The following is a 17597-nucleotide window of genomic DNA, read 5'->3' as shown; positions in this document are numbered from 1 at the left end:
GATGGCCCTGCTTGAAATCGAGGACCTGAGCGTCAACTACGGCGCGATCCAAGCGGTGCGCGGCCTGACGCTGGAGGTCAACGAGGGCGAGGTGGTCACGCTGATCGGGGCCAACGGCGCGGGCAAGACCACCACCCTGCGCGCGGTATCGCGCATCCTGCGCCCGGTGACGGGTCGCATTCTGTTTGGTGGGCGCGACATCACCCGGCTGCCGCCCGCTGAGGCCGTGAAGATCGGCATCGCCCAGAGTCCCGAGGGGCGGCAGGTCTTGGCCCGCCAGAGCATCCAGGACAACCTGGAACTGGGCGCCTTTACGCGGAGCAGCCGCGCCGAGATGCGCGCGGACATCGAGAAAATGTTCGGGCGCTTTCCGCGTCTTGGCGAGCGGCGGACGCAGTTGGCCGGAACCTTGTCCGGCGGCGAACAGCAGATGCTGGCGATTGCCCGCGCCCTGATGAGCCGACCCAAACTGCTGCTGCTCGACGAGCCGTCGCTGGGACTTGCTCCCATCATCGTCCGCGAGATTTTTGCGATCGTTCGCGAGCTCAACGAGCAGGGCGTGACCATCTTGCTGGTGGAACAGAACGCCAAGCTGGCGATGCAGTCCAGTCACCGGACCTACGTCCTGGAGGCTGGGCAGATGACTTTCAACGGGAATAGCGCCGACCTGGTGAGCGATGAGCGGGTGTTGCACGCCTACCTGGGCGGTTGAGACTCCGATGTGACGTGTGACGATTCGATGCCATGCGCCGATGGCATGGAACGAATAGCCCAAACGGAAGAGGCACTTGTGGGGTGCTGGACCATACGGGTCTCGCGCGACAGCGCCCCATCCATCAAGCTCGTGTGGGCGGCTGCAGTGTCCCGGTGAATCTCTGGGCGTTCAATGGAAGGGGGCTTAAGGCCCGATGGAGAGGCACTCAGCCAGCTCCCCCTAGTCCTTGTACCTTCCAAAGCGTCAGGTGGATTAAATTGAAGTCGAAACCAATAGACACAGTCCCTGGGAGGCGGAGCTTCGGGGCTTCAATATAGCCGCTTTAACTTGCCCACGGAGAACAGGTTCTCTGGCGCGTATCCTCGAGAATTGACTTCCCTGCAAAACGCGGCGTGAGGGGCGCCAGGGTGGGTCAGGAAAACGGACGAAACAGCAGTGCGTTGGTCGGACGGTTACGTGGAACCGGTGGATGCCACGATTTGCGCGCCTAGGTACTGCGCGAACCTTGACTTTCTGCGCGGCACAGGTGCACTGGATACACAAGGACAAGCCCTGCAGCGGCTCGGGCGCAGCTTGGCCGTCCCAGGTTTCTCTTTCGCGGACCTCAGCGTCCACCTGGCGTCCACCACACTCCGCGGTGGTCAGGACGCCGCAGTCGCCGTGCACCACCTAACACGTCTTGCCCAGCCGCATTGACGGCATGACTCCCGCTTCAGCTTGCGCCCTTCACCTCCGACTTGAAGTGCAGTTCAACCGTTCCGCGTAGGGTATTCGCGACGATACACGCCCGATCAGCCATCAACACGAGTTTTTCAAGCTGGTCACCATCCAGCGTCTGGGCGCGCACACGTACGTCCGCCCGGACCAGGCGCGCGGGTGTTCCCTCGAGGGTTCCAGTGACGCTCACCTGCACGTCCCGGATGTCCGCTTCACGGGTACGCACAGCTGCCAGGAGATTGCTGATGAAGCATCCGCCGAGGGCGACGAGCAGGTACTCGCCCCCCATCATGCCCAGGTCTGATCCTCCCTTTTCGGCGGGGCGGTCCACCAGGACGCGGTGCCCACGCACGCCACCTTCAGCGGTGCTGACCCCCACCTGACACACTTCCACTTGCAGTTGCATGTCTCGTTATAACTGCCCCGCACGCGGTGCGCCAGGACGTGCCGTACCAGGAAGTCCCGGTTGACCGGCAGAATGTACGAGCTTCCGCAGGTGGAAGAACGCCGTCGCGCCCCATCCCATCTCTAGGAGCGTGTCGTCAAGGCATATTTAAAGCTGCTTCGATAGTGAAGATGAGTTGTAGCGCTGGTCCCTGCGTTCCTTTTCGATCCGGAGGGGAGGCCGAAAGAGGAAGCGGGACGAAGCCAGAACATTCAGCCTACGGTTTCGATCGATGACCGGGCAGCCCTGACACTTCCGCAATCTTTGTGGGCGCTGTTTACGCTTCCTGGTCAAAGACTGCGTGATTGCTGCCACGAGCGCAGAATTGAGTCCTGCGTAGCCGCGCTTCTCCTCAGCAATCCGCAATCACCTGGGTGGTGTCGGGAGAGATGAAGGGCTCGAACTTGTGCCCTTGGACTCAGGAGGCGGCCGCAACCGTGAGCAGCCCGGGACGCCAGCTGCCGGTAGCCACCGCTTTGGCCTCTGCGGGCGTGGCCTGCAGCCAGGCGTCCAAGTCCTTGGTCAGCAGCAGAGCCGGCATGCGGTCGTGGATCTCAGTGAGGTCTTTCGTGGGTGGCCGCGTCATGACCGTGCAACTCACCAGAGGACCGTCCGGCGTGTCCTGCTGACTCCACAGCCCCGCGGCAATCAGGGGGCGGTTGTCGGGACGTGCGATGCGGACCTTGCTCTTGTTCGGCCATTCGAAGAACGCACTCAGGGGCAGCACACAGCGGCCACCCGCCCTGAAGGCGTCCTTGAAGGATTTGCTGCGCTCGACGGTTTCGATGCGGGCGTTGAAAGTGGCGTACTTCCTGGCAGTCTGCAGGTCCATCCCGGGAGGGACGAGGCCCCAGCGTCCGGTATGGACGGTCCAGGCGTCCTCGCGGGTTAGGAACACCGTCTGCTGGGTGGGACTGATCTCAGGCTGCTTGGGCCACGCGGCGTCAATCTGGAAAGTATCGCGCAGGGTGTGGTGCATGCGTTCGGAAAGGGTGAATTCAATGCGGCCGCACATACGGGGACCTCCTGCTGAATCGGGCTAGGTAATTACGCTAAGAACATAATTTTACCATAGATGTGTTGGAAAACCAACCAAGGACACTGCTGTTCGGCGGCTGTTGTTCAGTTCATCCGCTGACGCGCGGAAGCTGGTCAGGGGGTGTCAGGCGTCACGGCTCTTCCGCACGGTCTTCGTCTGGGACCAGTCTCCACTGCACCTGCATGTCCTGCACCGGACGGTCAAAGAGTCCCGCACCGCGGCCGCCGAACAACTGGCTCCAATCCGCCGGGTCCAATGCCTTGCGCAGCCGCGTAGCGTAGTTCTGCACCAGCGCCGCCTGGTAGTGCTTGACATCGTAATCGTGCTTATCCGGATCCGTCATGACTGTCTGGCCGTGCCCTTCGCGAACATACAACTCCACGCGGTCCCCCACCCTGAAGGGGAGACCAGTCTGCCAGGCGGCTTCCAGATGCGCTTCCCTGCGCTTTTCTCGCGTCTGGGCGTAAGCCTCCCGGGTTTTGCTGATCCGAACGCGCGTGCTGACGTCCGCATTGTTGTAGGTTCGGCTGGAGAGGCAGTCCATCACGTCGACGAAGGCCGCCTGTGCCCCCGGGACATCACCCCGCAGCAGCGCCAGGAGCGCCGTTCGCAGGAAGGTCATGCCGTAGCGCTCCGAGCGACTTGATTCGAAGGACGCGCCGCTGAGTTCCAGCGTGCCGTCATAGCGCAGCAGCACGTAGTTCTTGACCTGGTGGCTCAGCATCGCCTGGGCCCGGCCGTCAAACTCCAGCGTGATGCCTTCAGGCAGCGTGGCCGAGACGGACGCGATCAGCGCCCTTTCGGCCTGCTCTCCGATGGACTCACGCGTGCTGAAGTACACGCCGTCGGTATCCGACTCGATGAGCTGCACACCACTGGCCTCCAGCGCTGCCGTGACCTGTTGCAGGAGTTCCCGTCCCCTGGCGGTCACCCGATCGGCTGCGCCCCGGTCCCCCATGCGCGCGAGACGGCCCGCCCCCAGGTAACCGTAGGCCGCATTGACGATCAGCTTCATGGCGTCCTGCATGGCGTGATGCTCGCGCCGCTCCCCTTCGGTCAGGGCGGCATTTCGGGCCAGGCGTTTGTGTTCCAGGCGCTGGGTGGTCAGGTCACTCACGATGCGGTTGAAGACCTTCAACCCATCCTGCTGTGGACCAATGCCCTCAGCGCGGATAATGCTGGGGTACATGCTGGCGACATCCGCTTTGACGACGTGGTTCAAGATCCCTTCTGCATGCAACTGAACGTGGCCCCCGCGGTGGGGGTCCTGGTGGCCTTTCTCCGATGCCGGGAACGGGCGCGCCGCCTCGTAATACGCACGGATCAACATAGGTTCGAGCACGCCCTTGGCTGGCCCGGCCCGCGTGAGCTTGTGGTACGGCCGGGGCGTCAGGCGAGCCAGGGCGAAGCTCGGCGCAAGGACGATTCGTGCCAGGGCTTCCACCTCCTGGACGTCTTGCAGGGCGTACTGCCGGACGAGTTTCGGGTGGTCGCGGTACGTGTGGACGATCTCGGCACCTTCGAGGTACACCCGGTCCTCAGGGGCGATCCCGTAATGCTGCGCCACGGCTTTCAGGCTACTGGAGGGCAGGTGAAGGCGGCAAACGGCATCGAGCGTGTCCAGGATTTCCCGTCCAGGGCAGGCCCAGAGAGGCGTGCGACTTCCGTCGTCGACCGTCCAGGGCTGGCCGTCACAGGCCCGACCGAGCCGGAAGGGGATGCCGAGCTTGCGGGCGCGGGCGGTGATGAACGGCAGGTCGAACCCGTGAATGAAGTGGTTCTCGATCATGTCGGGGTTTCGTTTCTGGACGAGGTCGAGGAACGCTTCGATCATCTCACCTTCCTGGGCCGCCTGACGGGCTTCCAAGAGGGTCTCCAGGCCCTGGTTGTCCCGCACCGCGATCAGGAAGATGCGGCCCTCTTCAGGGCTGAGCGCCGTGGTCTCCAGGTCGAATTGAAGACGGACCGGCTGATCGAACGTCAGGCCCTGATGGTACGTCTGTCGGGTGGAGATGAGGTACTGCTCGGTGTAGCCGAGTCGCACGTACCCGCTGAGGTCACCGAGTGAGGGGCGGGCACTCAGGCCACGTGCGCTCAGGGCGCCACGCTGGATCTCGGTTTCGAGGTGCCGGGGGCTGGGGCCGCTGAGCAGGTAGCGATAGGCGCGGTCGTCGAGGCATCCGTCCGGGGCAAGGTCGTGGGCGTGATAGGTCGCGCCTGGGGCTGCGGGCTCCGGGGTGATGCTGAGCTGGTCGCCCAGATGCTGGACGTCCTGCAGGTTTCGCGCGAAGATCCATCCGCGCTGCCGGGTGGTTTCCGTCTCAAGGGCGCCGGTGGCGAGGTGGCGTCGCCAGACGATAACGTGGCCGTCCGCCGTGGCGTGGACGGACACGATGCCGGACGTGGAGAGCTGGGGTGTGATCATCGTGGATGAAATGCCCTGGCGCGGAACCCCCCGGTTGATGATGGCAGTGCTTCGGCATACCTCAACGGTGTTGGCACATCAGGGGCGCACCCAGGATGGGATGGTTCGCGCGTTGACGTGAATACAGCCCTCACCGCCTGCTCCGGAACTTCCATGACAACGTAATCATAGCATTAATTACGATCCAGACAGAGAGTAATGCCTGTTCTGTGCTGCTTATCTCTCTGCGGCCGCTCTGGCCGCTGACATGGGCAAGACATTGGACTTGCCACCGACAGGTCGGGAATAGAGGGAAGTGGCGTGCTGTTCTTGTGGGGAAGGGGCCAGATGGGTGGCGTGCCAGGGCAACATCTGCTGGTGGGCGCCACCAACGGTTCGATCAAGTCTCTATAGACCACGACCTTGTGGTTCCACAAATGGGCGCCGCAATTGTACCGAGTGATTTGAATACGGGTTTTCGATGATTTGGACGGTCAATGGGATTCCAAGTGTGTTCAGAGATGTGCTCGACCCTGGCTATAGATCTTGAGACGCCTCGACTGCCGGCGAAGCCACACTGCGAGGATCAATGCCAACACGGTCAGCAGCAGCATGGCGTGGGGCAGAATGCGCTCACCGAAAACGGCCACCGCTTGACCAATCAAGGCTGGAAACAGAGCGCCTCCGAGCAGGCCACCAGCAATCATCAGCGCTGTCCCACCTCGCGCTCCCGGCACCGTACGCGCGAGCCACGTAAAGGTATTGGGAAAGAGGAGGGCCACCGCCCCTCCCAGCGAGGCGAGCACATATGGTGCAAGCGCCGATATCTGGGCGAGGAATAGCAACACCGCGCCAAGTGCGAGTGACGCAGCCACCAGCGTGAACGCCGATAGGCGCAGGCTCAGGGGCACCGCGACCAGACGCGCTGCGGTGAACACTAGGTAGAACAATGACGCGAAACTCGCGGCGGATGCTGGCGTCTGCCCCAGGGCCACGAGGTATGTGGCGTTCCATCCGCTACTGCTGGCCTCCAGACCCACCACCAGTGCCAACAGCACCAGAAAGCCCACCACGAGCCCCTTGCTCTGATGTTCTGAGCCTGCCTGCGTGACTGTTGGAACGGGAAGCCGATCATCAATGGAAAACGCGAATGGAGCGAGCAGTCCACCCCCCAGAGCAATCACGAGAAAGGGCCAGTTGACATTTCCACCGTCCCCTCCGACCAGCAACGGCCCCAAAATGGCGCCAATTCCAAAGACGGCGTTGAGAAGATTGACCATCGCCGCACTCCGCTGACCGAATCCCACCGCAAACAGGCTGTTGAGTCCAACCGTCAGTACCCCGTACCCCAGCCCGACAATCAGCGCGCCCAGCAATGCGACAGGCCACACAGACGTCGAACCCAACAGGAGTGCTCCTGCGGCCAGCAGGGTGACGGCGACACCTGTCCGGTACCGGGCCAGGGGATAACCGGACAGGAGCACGGTGCTGAGAACACCAGTGAGGGCTCCGAGGCCGTGTGCACTGACAACCAGTCCTGCCGTGCTGACGGGCAGACTGAACTGTTGGCTGAAACCAGGCAGGGACGGGCCGTAAAGGGCCTGCACGCCTCCCATGAGCACGAAAGCCAGCGCGCCAATCACTGCTGCCGAAGCAGAAACAACTTTGGCGGGAACTTCACCGCCCATGCGGGAAGACCATGGGGTTCTCGTCAAGGAAGAAAACAGGGCTACCCAAGGCCGTCTTCTTATGTTCGCCGTGGGTGATGGGCACGCGGCAAAGCCCCGACTGCTGTGGTGGAGTGAAGCCCAGGGTGCTCACGACGATTTCACGGTGGAATTCTCGCAGACTGCATGGGGTAATGCCCATAGCTGGGTGCACTGAATTCGAGAGTGGAGATTAACCGAACGACTTTGCACGGCATTTGCGCCTCTCAGGTTCATCAGCATGGGGCTGCGCTGATTCGCGAGATGGACTGATTGGCCCGGCCACGTTGTCTCATTGACCGGAGGGTTCTGGCCAGTAAACGAGGTGGAGGGCAACGTTCCTGACAGGCCGCCTGAAGTTCAGGCGGCCTGCTGCATGACGTCACCCCAGACCCGCAGGGCAGGTGTCGAATGGTGTCGCCATGCTGGGGCAGGGACGGTGGTTCAGGTGTGCTGGTGCAGGTTCAAGACTCGGGCGTGCAGGGCGAGGCACGCTTGGGTCCGTCGTCCCACCGGGAACAGACGCGTTCCCTCCCGGTGGCGCGGTTTCTCGGTGAGTCAGGGTACACATTTGATGTTCCAATGCCGCCTTCTTCTCGTGACGCACGGCGATCCCGCCCTCAAACAACGCCATCTGAATGTCTCGCTGGCTGAGGGGGAAGCGGTGAAATGGCCACAGGGCGTCCTCGATGATGCTGAGGGAAAACGGTGGCCATACCGGCTTCCGATCAGGCACAGCTCAGCAACTTACTGGCGTTGAGTTGCCATAACCGCTCCGCACAGTTGAGGTCACCATCTGGAGGCGCTTCAGAGCGAGACCATCATCTCAAGCTGGCTGAGCGGTTGCTCGTGGAAGCCGTTGCGGGTGAAAAAGCGGCGGCCCCACGACTCCGGAATCAAAGGTGGCACCACCCAGCGGTGGTCCGGGTACTCGGCAGCCAGGGCGCGCAGCAACCGTGTGGCGTGGCCCTGACCGCGCTGCTCCCACGGCACCACCAACGCGCGTAGCACAATGCTCTGCGCGCTCACTGAAATGAGCGCGCTGGCTGGTCCCAGCCGCACCGCCCGAGCCTGCGGGCCGCTTACGAGCATCGACGGTACGGCCAGCGGCCAGGGCAACTCCTCCTTCATATGGGCCACAACATCCCGCGCGACCAGGTTGACCCTCTCCTCGCAGATGGGCGCCGCCACGCCCGACCCGGCCGGTCGCTCGTAGCCGACCAGCCGCCGCTGCACCTCGAACCCTAAAGACCGGTACAGCTGCAGGGCCCGGTCGTTGCCCTCGATAACTTCCAGCATCACCCGGGTTTCTCCCCGTGCGGCAGCGGCTGCGAGACTGGCGCGCATTAACGCCGCGCCCACACCATGACGCCGCCACGACACCGAGACACCGAGCGCGGCGATCCGGGCCGTGTCCGATCGGCGCGCGATCAAGGCCAGCCCGACTGGCCGCGTCGCCACGACCGCGACAAGACTCGACGCGAGGTCAATCTGCTCGCCGCGCAGGCGCTGCGCGAAAGCCACCGGGTCGTCGGGAATAGATACGGCGTACCCCTCGAAACCCTCGGCCAGCGCGTTCGACAGGGCGGGCACCGCGAGCGGCAGGGCAGATTCCACGGTGTACGGTGCTGAGACAGGTGCGCCCCACGTCATGGGTGCGCGCTTTCCTGCGCAGGAGTGAGCAGGCACGTACCAGTCGCGCCCCACTGGGGCGGTCGGCTCAGCACGCTGAATTGTCTCATTCGAGGGCTTGCGGCGTGGACGCGGGCAGGAAGCGCCCCAGGTCCAGCTCGGCGGCTTCCGCGATCACAGCGATGAGGCCGGAGCCCTTTCTGATTGTGTGTTTCGCTCCGGCCACTAAGAGCGACTGCCTGGCCAGCCGTGATCGGGACGCGCAGCCCGTCACGCCCCTCCAGCCATCCAGCTCCGACGAGCATCATCAGGGAGTTGCGCCGATGACGCCGGGTGCCAGTCGAGTTGCTCATCGGGGCCTGAGCGAATGGACCCCACGGGCGCCCCGCCGTCCGTTCGCACGCCGCAGGCCAGCTGGGCATGCTCGCCTCGCTGCCGCAGTACGTGACGGGAATGGCCACGTCCGCGCCACAGAGAAAAAGTTGCATGCACCCACCGTAATCCCGCCGCGCGGCGCGCGCCTCCTCATAATGGCGGATGACCTCCTGCGTCCAGCGGCCTATGCTGGAAGGATCCTGGAAAGTCAGTCAGTTGGGGCGCTGAGCCGTGAGCAACCCAAAGCTGTACCGCAATCCTTTCTCATCGGGAACGCGCTCTGGCTGGATCCCCCCTTCCCTCTCAGCCAGCGGGACGTCCGGGTATTGCTGTTTGAGCTGTTCTGGCAAGTTAACACCGATAGGCCGCCTACCCGTGACCGACCGAAAGCCGCTGCAGCCACCATTTCTCCATGAACATCATTGGCTATGCCCTCCGGCTGTACCACCGTTTTGCACTGAGCTACCGCGATATGCAGGACCTCCTCCATCAACGCGGAAGAGAGGTCAGTCACGGAACCATCCGGAAGTGGAGCATTGGAGCATCAAATTTGCTCCGCTACTCACCGAGGAGCTGCGCCAGCGGGATGGGACGCCTCTGTTGCCGGTGGTTTCTGAAATAGGTCTGCGTGAAAGTAGGTGGCGTGACCCATTGGCTCTGGAGAGCCGCGGACGAGTACGGCGCTGTCCTGGACGGCTTACTTCAAACGCAGCGTGATACGGGGGCGACGAAGTCCTTCCTCATCCGTTTGCTGGGGAAATACACCGCTCCAGAGGCCATCCATACTGACCAACTCAGAAGCTATAGCGCCCCGATCCGAGAATTGCTGGTGCTCTGCCCCGTGGAGCACCAGGAGGGAGCTTACACTGCCCGCTGCAACAATCTCGTCAAGTAATCTTACCGTTACACACGACAACAGGAACGAAGTCGGCTTGGGTTCAGGCGTCCGGAGCGGGCCCAGAAGTTCCTGAATCTCCATGCCCGGATAGCCAACCTTCACTCCCATACTCGCACTACTGTTCCTGCAGACATCAGACGATGCCACCGAAAGCAGGCCTTTCAGACCTGGCGTGAGGTCACAGAAGGGAGGGTCTGGTTTTCAGACCCTCCCTGGGCTTCGCCTACCCCTGACTCAGTGAAGGCAACCCAACCGACATGATCCCATGCTGCCACGTCGTTGGCTGACCCTTGGCATGGTCCGTACGAGTGGAAAAACGGCGGTAAAATGCGTGAGGCCTATAGGTATGGGATGTGCCGTTAGGGGTCTAAAGGTCATTGAATAGTCCACTAACTCACGCAGGGGGCCCGCGTGGAACGATCAGCCATGGACCGTAAACTCGAGGATACAACTCCTCTAGGCCGCTCAGTGGAAGAGATTGAGTATGGCGCCGGGCAGCCTTCACAGGCGCAGGGTGGGCTGTTGACAGGCATTCTTCATCCGACACCTGCGAGCGAACACATCGATTTCGATGGAACTCCTAGCCTCGGACAGGTCCTGACCCACTCTCTGGGAATGGACTACAGCGAGCCAGAAAACGAGGATGCCGATAAGGGTACGACGGACAGTTCCGGAGCCTGAAAGGACAGGGAAGGAAAAGTATGTCGGACTTAACCACGGAAGAGCGTAACGACCTGAATGATAAAGCCTTCGCATATATCGACAAAGACGGAGGACGTCACCTGCCGATTCATGACGAGTCCCACGCTAGAAATGCAGTGGGCCGCTTCGCACAGACCGGGTTCGAGAGCGCAGAAGCAAAGCATCAGGCCGCTCAGCATATTGTGGCGGTTGCGAAGAAGCACGGCATTGAGCTCAGCGAGGACGATGCAGTCAGACAAGCAGCGAGTGGAGATTGACCAATGTAATGGGGCGTTGATGTTGTGCCCAGGACGCTCGGCCATGTCGCGCATTCCCACACGCTCCTGGCTGCCAGTTCGCCTTCATGGAATGGGGTGTCCATATAGCTTCCCTGGATTTGGAATGACTCACTAGTCACCTATCTCTAGAAACGTATGGTCAACAAGTGAGATTGATGTCCGCCTAAACGAGCAGGAGGTCAAGGAGATGATCTTCCCAAAGGATGAAATCTTTTGTTGTCACGCGCCTTGGCCAGTCTCAAGTTCGAGTCAGGACGATCCATTCAGCTTGGGATCAATACGGATATTCTCGCGCCGCCCCTAGGGGTTCGACCAGCGCCAACGGTTACACCCCGGAAGCCAATTCCGGCTCACAGGGTATTTACTGTCATTAAAGCGCGCAGCGTACCACGGCGGCAGCAGCTAGGCCACGCGTATAGAGAGCAATTTGGCCCCAATTCACTGCGAACCGTATCGGCGAAGTGTCCCATATATTTGCGCATCAAGCCCTGGAGGTGTGGGGCTAGTTTTGGGGTGATCTGTTGCTCCAAAACATCAAGAGTGAAACTGGCGCCGCTGCTGACCAGGATGATCTCCATCAGCGTGCATATCCCGGCCGAGCTCGGGAGCGATGGTCAAAACTTTGGATGCGTTATGCAGGTTGCTGATGGTGAGGGCACTGTTCAACAGTTCCATCTATTGCCCGCTGCCCACATCACCCATGCGACGCACCGTGGTGGTGAACGATTCGAAGACGGGGCGGCTGGCCTCGTAAGCCAACTGATCAAATCCAACGAACGTGATGCGCGTGCGCGGGGTGGCGCCCGGGTTGCCGCCACTGACAGGCGTATCGAGCAGCCCGCCGCCCGCTGCGGCCAACCGAATCGCTTCAGCTGGAATCCCCGGTGGCGTGATTCACGACGATGGTACCGGGCCGGAGAGCGGCCAGGAGGCCCTGGCCACCAAAGATGTCCCCAAGATCCGCGTCGTCGCGCAGGCACAGGGCGATCAGGTTTGAGGCGGACGCCAGCGCAGGGATATCAGGATAGGCCGTGTAATTCACATCAGCAAGGCGCTCAGTGAGGCTGGGCGACGGCCCCAGATGTGCAAGTGGAAGCCGCGATCAGCAATGGCCTGGGCTATCGAACGGTACTGGTCACCCAGGCCGATGAAGCCCACCTGTAGGGGTGAAATCTAGGCCATGGGAGGCTCCTGCGAATCAGGTGTTAGTGAATAAGGTCAGTAGCGACGTCCCAGAGGCGACGGGCATTCTCCGGATCGAGTGCATAGGGGGCCACTCCGAGATAGTCGGCTGGGCGTTGGGTGACCAGCTCGGCTTCATTGAGATCCTCAAAGTAGCGCCCACCGATGCCGTCCAGAAGGGGAGAGGCAGCCAGCATCACCGAGGTAGCCGCACCTTGCCGCACGGTTTTCTGGCGTTCTACTGGGGTCCTGAGTCCGCCGGTATGTTTTTGCAAGTTGGTGGCGATCGCCCCAGGATTCAGGGCATTGGCCATGATGCCGTCCTCCCCCCAGCGCCGGGAGGCCTCCACGGCCAGCAGGATGGCGGCAGTCTTGGACTGACCGTAGGCAGTCCAGGGATCATAGGGCCTGAAGCGGTAGTGCAGGTCGTCGAAAACCACGGGAGAGAAAAGGTGTCCATTGGAGGCCAGCGAAACAATCCGTGCGCCGTTGGCAGCGGCGAGGGCGTGGTAAAGGCCCTGGGTCAAGGCGAAGTGCCCGAGGTAGTTGGTGGCGAACTGCAGTTCCCAGCCTTCGGGACTCTGTTCCAGATTCGGAAGGGCCATGATGCCGGCATTGTTGACCAGGATGTGCAGTGGGCTTGTCCAGGCCTCGGTCAAGGCGCGCACGGAAGTCTGGTTGGCGAGGTCAAGTGGAACCACCTGGATGTGTGGGTTGCCGGTAGCGGCCCTGATGATGTCGGCGACAGCCTGACCCGCCACGGTGTTGCGGACGGCGAGAGTGACCTGAGCACCGACACTGGCCAGGGCGCGTGCCGTTTCAACGCCGATCCCGGAGGCGGCGCCGGTGACCAGGGCGCGTTTGCCGGTAAGGTCGATCCCTTGAAGTACTTCGTCAGTCGTGGTGTGAAAGCCGTAAGGGGTATGGATGTGGGTCATGGGCTGCTCCTTTGATACACTGAATTAAGTGGAGGCATCTCCGCTTTAAGCTTCAGGTTAGTGGAGGACCCTCCGTTTTACAAGAGGAAATAAATCACGATGACCCAGACCCGCACTCCCCGCCCCAAACGCCAGGACGCCCAACGCAACCGCGAGACTATTCTGGCCGTTGCCGTCGATACCTTTTCCCAAGCTGGCTTGGACGCCTCGCTCGAAGCTATCGCCCGGCAGGCTGGGGTTGGCATCGGCACGCTTTACCGTCACTTTCCCACCCGTGAAGCCCTGGCGGTTGCCGCCTACCGACACGAAGTGGAACAGCTCTGCGAGAAAGCAGCGGAACTGGCCAGCGCCCTTCCACCGGATCAGGCCCTGCGGGAGTGGATGGGCCGCTTTGTCGGGTACGTTGCGGCCAAACGCGGCATGGCCCCCATCCTCCGCACCGTGTTGTCCTCAGACGACGAGTACTTCACGGATCTCCGCGCACAGATCCACGGCGCGCTGGATTCCCTGCTGCGTCATGCGATCCAGGCCGGAGTGATTCGGCCAGACGCCAAGGTGTCAGACGTGATGCAGGCGATGAGCGGTGTCTGGCTGGTGAGCGCTGAACGCGAATGGCGGGACCAGGCGGAGCGGCTGCTTGACCTGTTGATGGATGGCCTGCGTTACGGGGCTAATGGCGAGACATCGACATCTGGCGCCAGGCCGGTGTGATCATCGTCTTTGTCACGCATCAGTTGGGGAAGCCATGCTGGGTCAGCGGGTTATCGCGCTGCGGGAAGGACTGGTGCCCTGGAGGTGCATACCAGTCAGACGGATGTGGCGCAACTGGAAGCGCTCATGGCAGTGAAACAGGAGAACTAGAGAGAACTTACGCTTGAACAGAGCTAAAAGACGAACCTAGACGGACCTGCGGCCGCTTTCTCCAGGATATGGACGCTCACATCGCTGGTTCCGGCAGCTTCAGATCCTATGATCGCGAGAAAATGTGAAGCCGCCAGCAAATTGAGGACGACCCAAACTGGCAGTCTCCGAATTGAATGTTCCACTGCCTGAGCGTCTCGTGACTGACGTGAATACTACGCTCGTCGAGGCGTTCCTGAACGTTACGTTGGTCCAGTGGAAAGCGGTGATACAGCCACAGGGCGGACCCAAAGACGCTGAGACGAAAACGGTGGCAGTGCGGCTTCCGGTTACTCAGCGCTCAAGACCATATCGAGGTTAACTTGGCAGAACCGCTCAGGACCTTCCGGCCGTGTGGTGGCGGGTGATGGGCGTGCCACTCTCGGGGCAACCGCGAAATGGCGCCCCGCCTGATGGCAGCCCAACAGGTGCAGGGCTGCGGGTGTGCGGTGCGCCTTATTTCGCCTGAATCCGTGTGCGGGTCATGGTGCCCCACTGACCCTTTTTCTGACCCAGTTTCAGTGTCGCCCGGAAACGCACCCAGGCGTGCCACTGGCGGAAGCCGAAGTTCTCGCCGAGCGCCGTGAGCAGCAGCATGACCCGGTCGCCTGGACGACGGAAATGCACGCGCATGAACAGTTCGATGCTGAGTGCCGCCACGCTGACCACCGTGCCGTACAGCAGGGCCAGCAGCAGGAACAGGGCAACGAAGGTGCCGTCCAGGCGGCCCGTCAGGGCCAGGACGATCATGAAGGCGTATCCGAGCACTTCAATGACGGGGGCCAGGGCCTCAAACAGCAGGTAGTACGGCAGCGCCACCATGCCGATTCTTCCGTAGCGGGGATTGAACCACATCTTTCGGTGGGCCCACAGGCCTTCCCACAGCCCACGCTGCCAGCGGTCACGCTGCGCTCCCAGAACTTTGGTGCTGTCCGGGCATTGCGTCCAGCACACCGGGTCCACATCGAACTCGATGTCATACGGCCTTCTTTGCTCACGCATGTGTCGGTGAAGCCGCAAGACCAGTTCCATGTCTTCGCCAACGGTGCCCTCCAGGAAGCCACCCACGTCCATCACGTCGCTCCGCTTGAACAGCCCGAACGCCCCGCTGATTACCAGGAGCAGGCCCAGCGCGCTGAAGGTGGTTCGTCCAGCCAGAAAGGCACGGGCGTATTCAACGACCTGTACGCGCTCAATCCAGGTGGCGGGCAGGCGCAGTTCTGTGACGCGTCCGTCTTTCATCACCCCGCCGTTCATGATCCGGACGCTTCCGCCGGCGGCCACCAGCCTGTCGTTCTCGATAAACCGTCGGGCGAGCCGCAGCAGCGCTTCGGCGTCCAGCAGACTGTCGGCGTCCACCGCGCAGAACAGCGGAAACGTCGCGTAGGTCAGCCCGACATTCAGCGCGTCGGCCTTGCCGCCGTTTTCCTTGTCCACCACCGTGAGCCTGGGAATGCGCCGCGAGCGGTAGACACCGCGAACAGGTCTGGTGTGCAGCACGCGGCTGGGGTGGCGTTCGGTGGGTACCAGGTCGTACGCGTCAATCAAGGCCTGCAGGGTACCGTCCTTGCTGCCGTCGTTGACGACAATCACCTCGAACTCCGGGTAGTGCAGCGCCAGGAAGGAGTTGACCGATGCCTCGATGGTTTCCTCCTCCCCGTAAGCAGGCACCAGGATGCTCACCGGCTTGTAGAACTCGCGGTTGAGGAGTTCGCTCAACCCGACGCTCTGGCGCCGGCGGACGTGACGCCCCAGTTCGCGGGTGGCCACGTAGACCGCCACCGCGTAGAAGCTGTTCAGCGCCGTGAAATACAGCAGGATCAGCAATTCAATGGCGTCGAGGACTGAACTGGTCATCTGCCCGCCGGGGCGTACGCCACCGGGGAACAAACCGGCTGGAGGTTCAGGGCGACCTTCGGCTGACGCTCGCTATATTCCTGCAGTGCGGTGCGGGCGATGTCACGTGCGTAGCGGTCGGCGTGGCTGACCGCCGCGTCGCTGAGCAGACGCTCTCCATCAGGAACACAGAGCAGGGACTGAGCAGCGGCCCGCCGCACCCACCAGTGCGGGTCGCCCAGCAGGGCCCACAGGCGTCCTGCAGGCACCGGGTCAAGGTACGCGGCAGCCTTGGTGGCCTGAAGACGAACGAATGCCGTGGGATCCTCGGTCAGGTCCATGACCGTCTGGGCGCTTTCAGCCGGAACCTGCGTGCTGCTGACGAGCACCCGCAGGGCACCGGCACGGAGTTCCGCGTTGGCGCTCGAGAGCAGCGTCAGCACTTCACGCTCCAGCATTCCGGTGCGTTGCCGGGCCAGCACGTCGAGCGTGGCGGCGCGCAGGATATCGGGTGCACCCAGCAACAACTCTTGCACCAGAACTCGCCCCGCCCCGCCCAGCAGCGTCAGGGCTTCTTGCACCTGTCCGACGCTGAACTCGCCTCTGGCGATGGCGCTGTGCAGCGCCAGCACGCGCGAGGTGCGTTCGGTGCGCTGCAGCTCGAGGCGCCCGACGCTGCGTGACAACGCCAGCAGGGCGAGCGCACGGATCTCGGGGTGCCAGTGGCGTAGCTCCCGCTGCAGAGCGTCCAGGGCGAGCGGTTCGCGCAGCAGGGCCAGGCGTTCGATGGCCTCCGCACGGGCCACCACCGACGCCGAGCGGCCGGCCAGGACGCGCATATCGCGCGACAGCCAGCCCTGGTCACTGTACAGGCCCTGAAGGCGGTCAGCGACCTCGCCGCTCAGGCTATCGCGTAGCTTGAGCAGAGTCTGAACGCCGGCGTCATCCAGGCGCCCAGGCAGCGGGCCGTCCGCGTACGCCCAGGCGAGCAGGGCCTCGCTCCACCGGGCTTCTTTCACAGCGGCGCTCAGCTCGGCGTCCCGCAGCGCACCCAGCTGAACGAATTGCAGCGTGCTCAGGATCACGCAGCTCAGCCCGCCGATCACGCAGGTGAAGATCAGCACCGGCCAGATGCTCCGGGCCCCTAGATGCAGATGGTCGGTAAGCAGGGTCACGCCCGTGGCCAGGATCAGCAGGGTCAGCGCGAGGCTGATCCCCAGGCTGAGAATCCCGAACCCCAGCAGTAGCCGGTGGCCTTTCATACCTGCCACCGCCGCGCCAGCTTCTGAATGCGCAGGACGAAGGTTTTCGGGTCAAATGGCTTGGTCATGAAGTCGTCGCCGAGGTCCCCACTGGTGTTCTGGGTGTGCTGCTGACCCATGGAGGTCATCACCAGCACCGCCGTGCGGTGGCGGTCGATCTCGGGCAGTAGGTTGAGGCCGTGACCGCCAGGAAGGTTGAGATCCAGCACGATCACGTCTGGTGTGTGGGCACGCAGATAGGTTTCCGCGTCCGAGAGATCGGCGCACTCCACCACGCTCAGGCCCGCCCGGGTCAGCACGAAGCGCTGCAGGGTGCGGATCACGACGTCGTCCTCTACCAGCAAGACGGTCACGGTTGAGCTGTGGGGGGAAAGCGTCATGGAGTGGCCTCTTCGGTCAGGGAACGTCGGGCAGCGCCTTTCTGAAACCGTTCTACCGCCAGCGCTGTTGCAGTGATGTCACAGGGTGGGCTGGCGACAGCCGTTCGCCCTAGCCGCCAGCCAGGCTGACGGACAACAGCGGTGTCCGTCAGCCCGTTCCCGGCACGAATCGGTGATTCATGCTTTCC

At 62.5% G+C, this 17597-nt stretch carries 14 protein-coding genes and 2 pseudogenes; 4 read left to right on the top strand and 12 right to left on the bottom strand.

Translation table 11 applies throughout. The features are described from left to right. Position 1: 1 nt before the first annotated feature. On the top strand, positions 2-712 hold the full coding sequence (locus HNQ08_RS21210; protein ID WP_184136621.1) for an ABC transporter ATP-binding protein: 711 nt from the start codon (positions 2-4) through the stop codon (positions 710-712). 715 nt (positions 713-1427) lie between these two features. Here the strand turns inward: HNQ08_RS21210 and HNQ08_RS21205 are convergent. From HNQ08_RS21205 to HNQ08_RS21185, 5 genes are all read right to left on the bottom strand, one after another. Next, complete coding sequence (locus HNQ08_RS21205) at positions 1428-1838, bottom strand: OsmC family protein (RefSeq protein WP_184136618.1); 411 nt, start codon at positions 1836-1838, stop codon at positions 1428-1430. Between the two features lie 457 nt (positions 1839-2295). After that, the gene (locus tag HNQ08_RS21200) at positions 2296-2892 is read right to left on the bottom strand and encodes an SOS response-associated peptidase (protein WP_184136616.1); all 597 of its coding nucleotides are present in this window, start codon (positions 2890-2892) and stop codon (positions 2296-2298) included. 154 nt (positions 2893-3046) lie between these two features. After that, positions 3047-5341 carry a DNA polymerase domain-containing protein gene (locus HNQ08_RS21195; RefSeq protein WP_184136614.1) on the bottom strand — a complete coding sequence of 765 codons (2295 nt, stop codon included), beginning with the start codon at positions 5339-5341 and terminating at the stop codon, positions 3047-3049. A gap of 494 nt (positions 5342-5835) precedes the next feature. After that, positions 5836-7008: an MFS transporter gene (locus HNQ08_RS21190; protein ID WP_184136612.1), complete on the bottom strand. Its 1173-nt coding sequence runs from the start codon at positions 7006-7008 to the stop codon at positions 5836-5838. 825 nt (positions 7009-7833) lie between these two features. Beyond that, on the bottom strand, positions 7834-8715 hold the full coding sequence (locus HNQ08_RS21185) for a GNAT family N-acetyltransferase (RefSeq protein ID WP_184136610.1): 882 nt from the start codon (positions 8713-8715) through the stop codon (positions 7834-7836). A gap of 693 nt (positions 8716-9408) precedes the next feature. Here HNQ08_RS21185 and HNQ08_RS21180 point away from each other — a divergent pair. Further along, positions 9409-10090: pseudogene (locus tag HNQ08_RS21180) on the top strand (IS6 family transposase); the annotation flags it as partial. A 542-nt stretch (positions 10091-10632) separates the two neighbouring features. After that, on the top strand, positions 10633-10890 hold the full coding sequence (locus HNQ08_RS21175; RefSeq protein ID WP_184136608.1) for a DUF6582 domain-containing protein: 258 nt from the start codon (positions 10633-10635) through the stop codon (positions 10888-10890). A 696-nt stretch (positions 10891-11586) separates the two neighbouring features. Here the strand turns inward: HNQ08_RS21175 and HNQ08_RS28315 are convergent. The 3 genes from HNQ08_RS28315 to HNQ08_RS21165 form a co-directional block, all read right to left on the bottom strand. Then, a complete protein-coding gene (locus tag HNQ08_RS28315) occupies positions 11587-11769 on the bottom strand; it encodes an NAD(P)-binding domain-containing protein (RefSeq protein WP_184136606.1) in 183 nt (60 codons plus the stop codon). 10 nt (positions 11770-11779) lie between these two features. After that, positions 11780-11953 carry a hypothetical protein gene (locus tag HNQ08_RS28310; protein WP_425321365.1) on the bottom strand — a complete coding sequence of 58 codons (174 nt, stop codon included), beginning with the start codon at positions 11951-11953 and terminating at the stop codon, positions 11780-11782. Positions 11954-12116: 163 nt separating this feature from the next. Then, positions 12117-13031 carry an SDR family NAD(P)-dependent oxidoreductase gene (locus HNQ08_RS21165; protein ID WP_184136604.1) on the bottom strand — a complete coding sequence of 305 codons (915 nt, stop codon included), beginning with the start codon at positions 13029-13031 and terminating at the stop codon, positions 12117-12119. A 99-nt stretch (positions 13032-13130) separates the two neighbouring features. Here HNQ08_RS21165 and HNQ08_RS21160 point away from each other — a divergent pair, with 99 nt between their 5' ends. Further along, positions 13131-13742, top strand: a complete 612-nt coding sequence (locus tag HNQ08_RS21160) for a TetR/AcrR family transcriptional regulator (protein ID WP_184136602.1) — start codon at positions 13131-13133, stop codon at positions 13740-13742. A 319-nt stretch (positions 13743-14061) separates the two neighbouring features. Here the strand turns inward: HNQ08_RS21160 and HNQ08_RS27560 are convergent. The 4 genes and pseudogenes from HNQ08_RS27560 to HNQ08_RS21145 all read right to left on the bottom strand — a co-directional run. Continuing rightward, positions 14062-14229, bottom strand: a pseudogene (locus HNQ08_RS27560) (IS6 family transposase); the annotation flags it as partial. A gap of 158 nt (positions 14230-14387) precedes the next feature. Continuing rightward, a complete protein-coding gene (locus HNQ08_RS21155) occupies positions 14388-15788 on the bottom strand; it encodes a glycosyltransferase family 2 protein (RefSeq protein WP_184136600.1) in 1401 nt (466 codons plus the stop codon). Then, complete coding sequence (locus HNQ08_RS21150; RefSeq protein WP_184136598.1) at positions 15785-17029, bottom strand: HEAT repeat domain-containing protein; 1245 nt, start codon at positions 17027-17029, stop codon at positions 15785-15787. Before HNQ08_RS21150 ends, HNQ08_RS21155 begins: the two co-directional genes overlap by 4 nt. After that, positions 17026-17409, bottom strand: coding sequence for a response regulator transcription factor (locus tag HNQ08_RS21145; protein ID WP_184136596.1), 384 nt, complete (start codon positions 17407-17409; stop codon positions 17026-17028). The genes HNQ08_RS21150 and HNQ08_RS21145 overlap by 4 nt, the downstream gene beginning before the upstream one ends. Positions 17410-17597: the final 188 nt, after the last annotated feature.

Origin of the sequence: Deinococcus humi (genome assembly GCF_014201875.1) — a bacterium.
Taxonomy (GTDB): Bacteria; Deinococcota; Deinococci; order Deinococcales; family Deinococcaceae; genus Deinococcus; species Deinococcus humi.
The sequence above is the reverse complement of the archived record's forward strand: the minus strand, read 5'-3'. Positions and strand labels throughout refer to the sequence as shown.

Coding starts and splice junctions, on each gene's coding strand:
- HNQ08_RS21210 (WP_184136621.1), top strand. CDS start 2: ATGGCCCTGCTTGAAATCGAGGACCTGAGCGTCAACTACGGCGCGATC.
- HNQ08_RS21205 (WP_184136618.1), bottom strand. CDS start 1,838: ATGCAACTGCAAGTGGAAGTGTGTCAGGTGGGGGTCAGCACCGCTGAA.
- HNQ08_RS21200 (WP_184136616.1), bottom strand. CDS start 2,892: ATGTGCGGCCGCATTGAATTCACCCTTTCCGAACGCATGCACCACACC.
- HNQ08_RS21195 (WP_184136614.1), bottom strand. CDS start 5,341: ATGATCACACCCCAGCTCTCCACGTCCGGCATCGTGTCCGTCCACGCC.
- HNQ08_RS21190 (WP_184136612.1), bottom strand. CDS start 7,008: ATGGGCGGTGAAGTTCCCGCCAAAGTTGTTTCTGCTTCGGCAGCAGTG.
- HNQ08_RS21175 (WP_184136608.1), top strand. CDS start 10,633: ATGTCGGACTTAACCACGGAAGAGCGTAACGACCTGAATGATAAAGCC.
- HNQ08_RS21165 (WP_184136604.1), bottom strand. CDS start 13,031: ATGACCCACATCCATACCCCTTACGGCTTTCACACCACGACTGACGAA.
- HNQ08_RS21160 (WP_184136602.1), top strand. CDS start 13,131: ATGACCCAGACCCGCACTCCCCGCCCCAAACGCCAGGACGCCCAACGC.
- HNQ08_RS21155 (WP_184136600.1), bottom strand. CDS start 15,788: ATGACCAGTTCAGTCCTCGACGCCATTGAATTGCTGATCCTGCTGTAT.
- HNQ08_RS21150 (WP_184136598.1), bottom strand. CDS start 17,029: ATGAAAGGCCACCGGCTACTGCTGGGGTTCGGGATTCTCAGCCTGGGG.
- HNQ08_RS21145 (WP_184136596.1), bottom strand. CDS start 17,409: ATGACGCTTTCCCCCCACAGCTCAACCGTGACCGTCTTGCTGGTAGAG.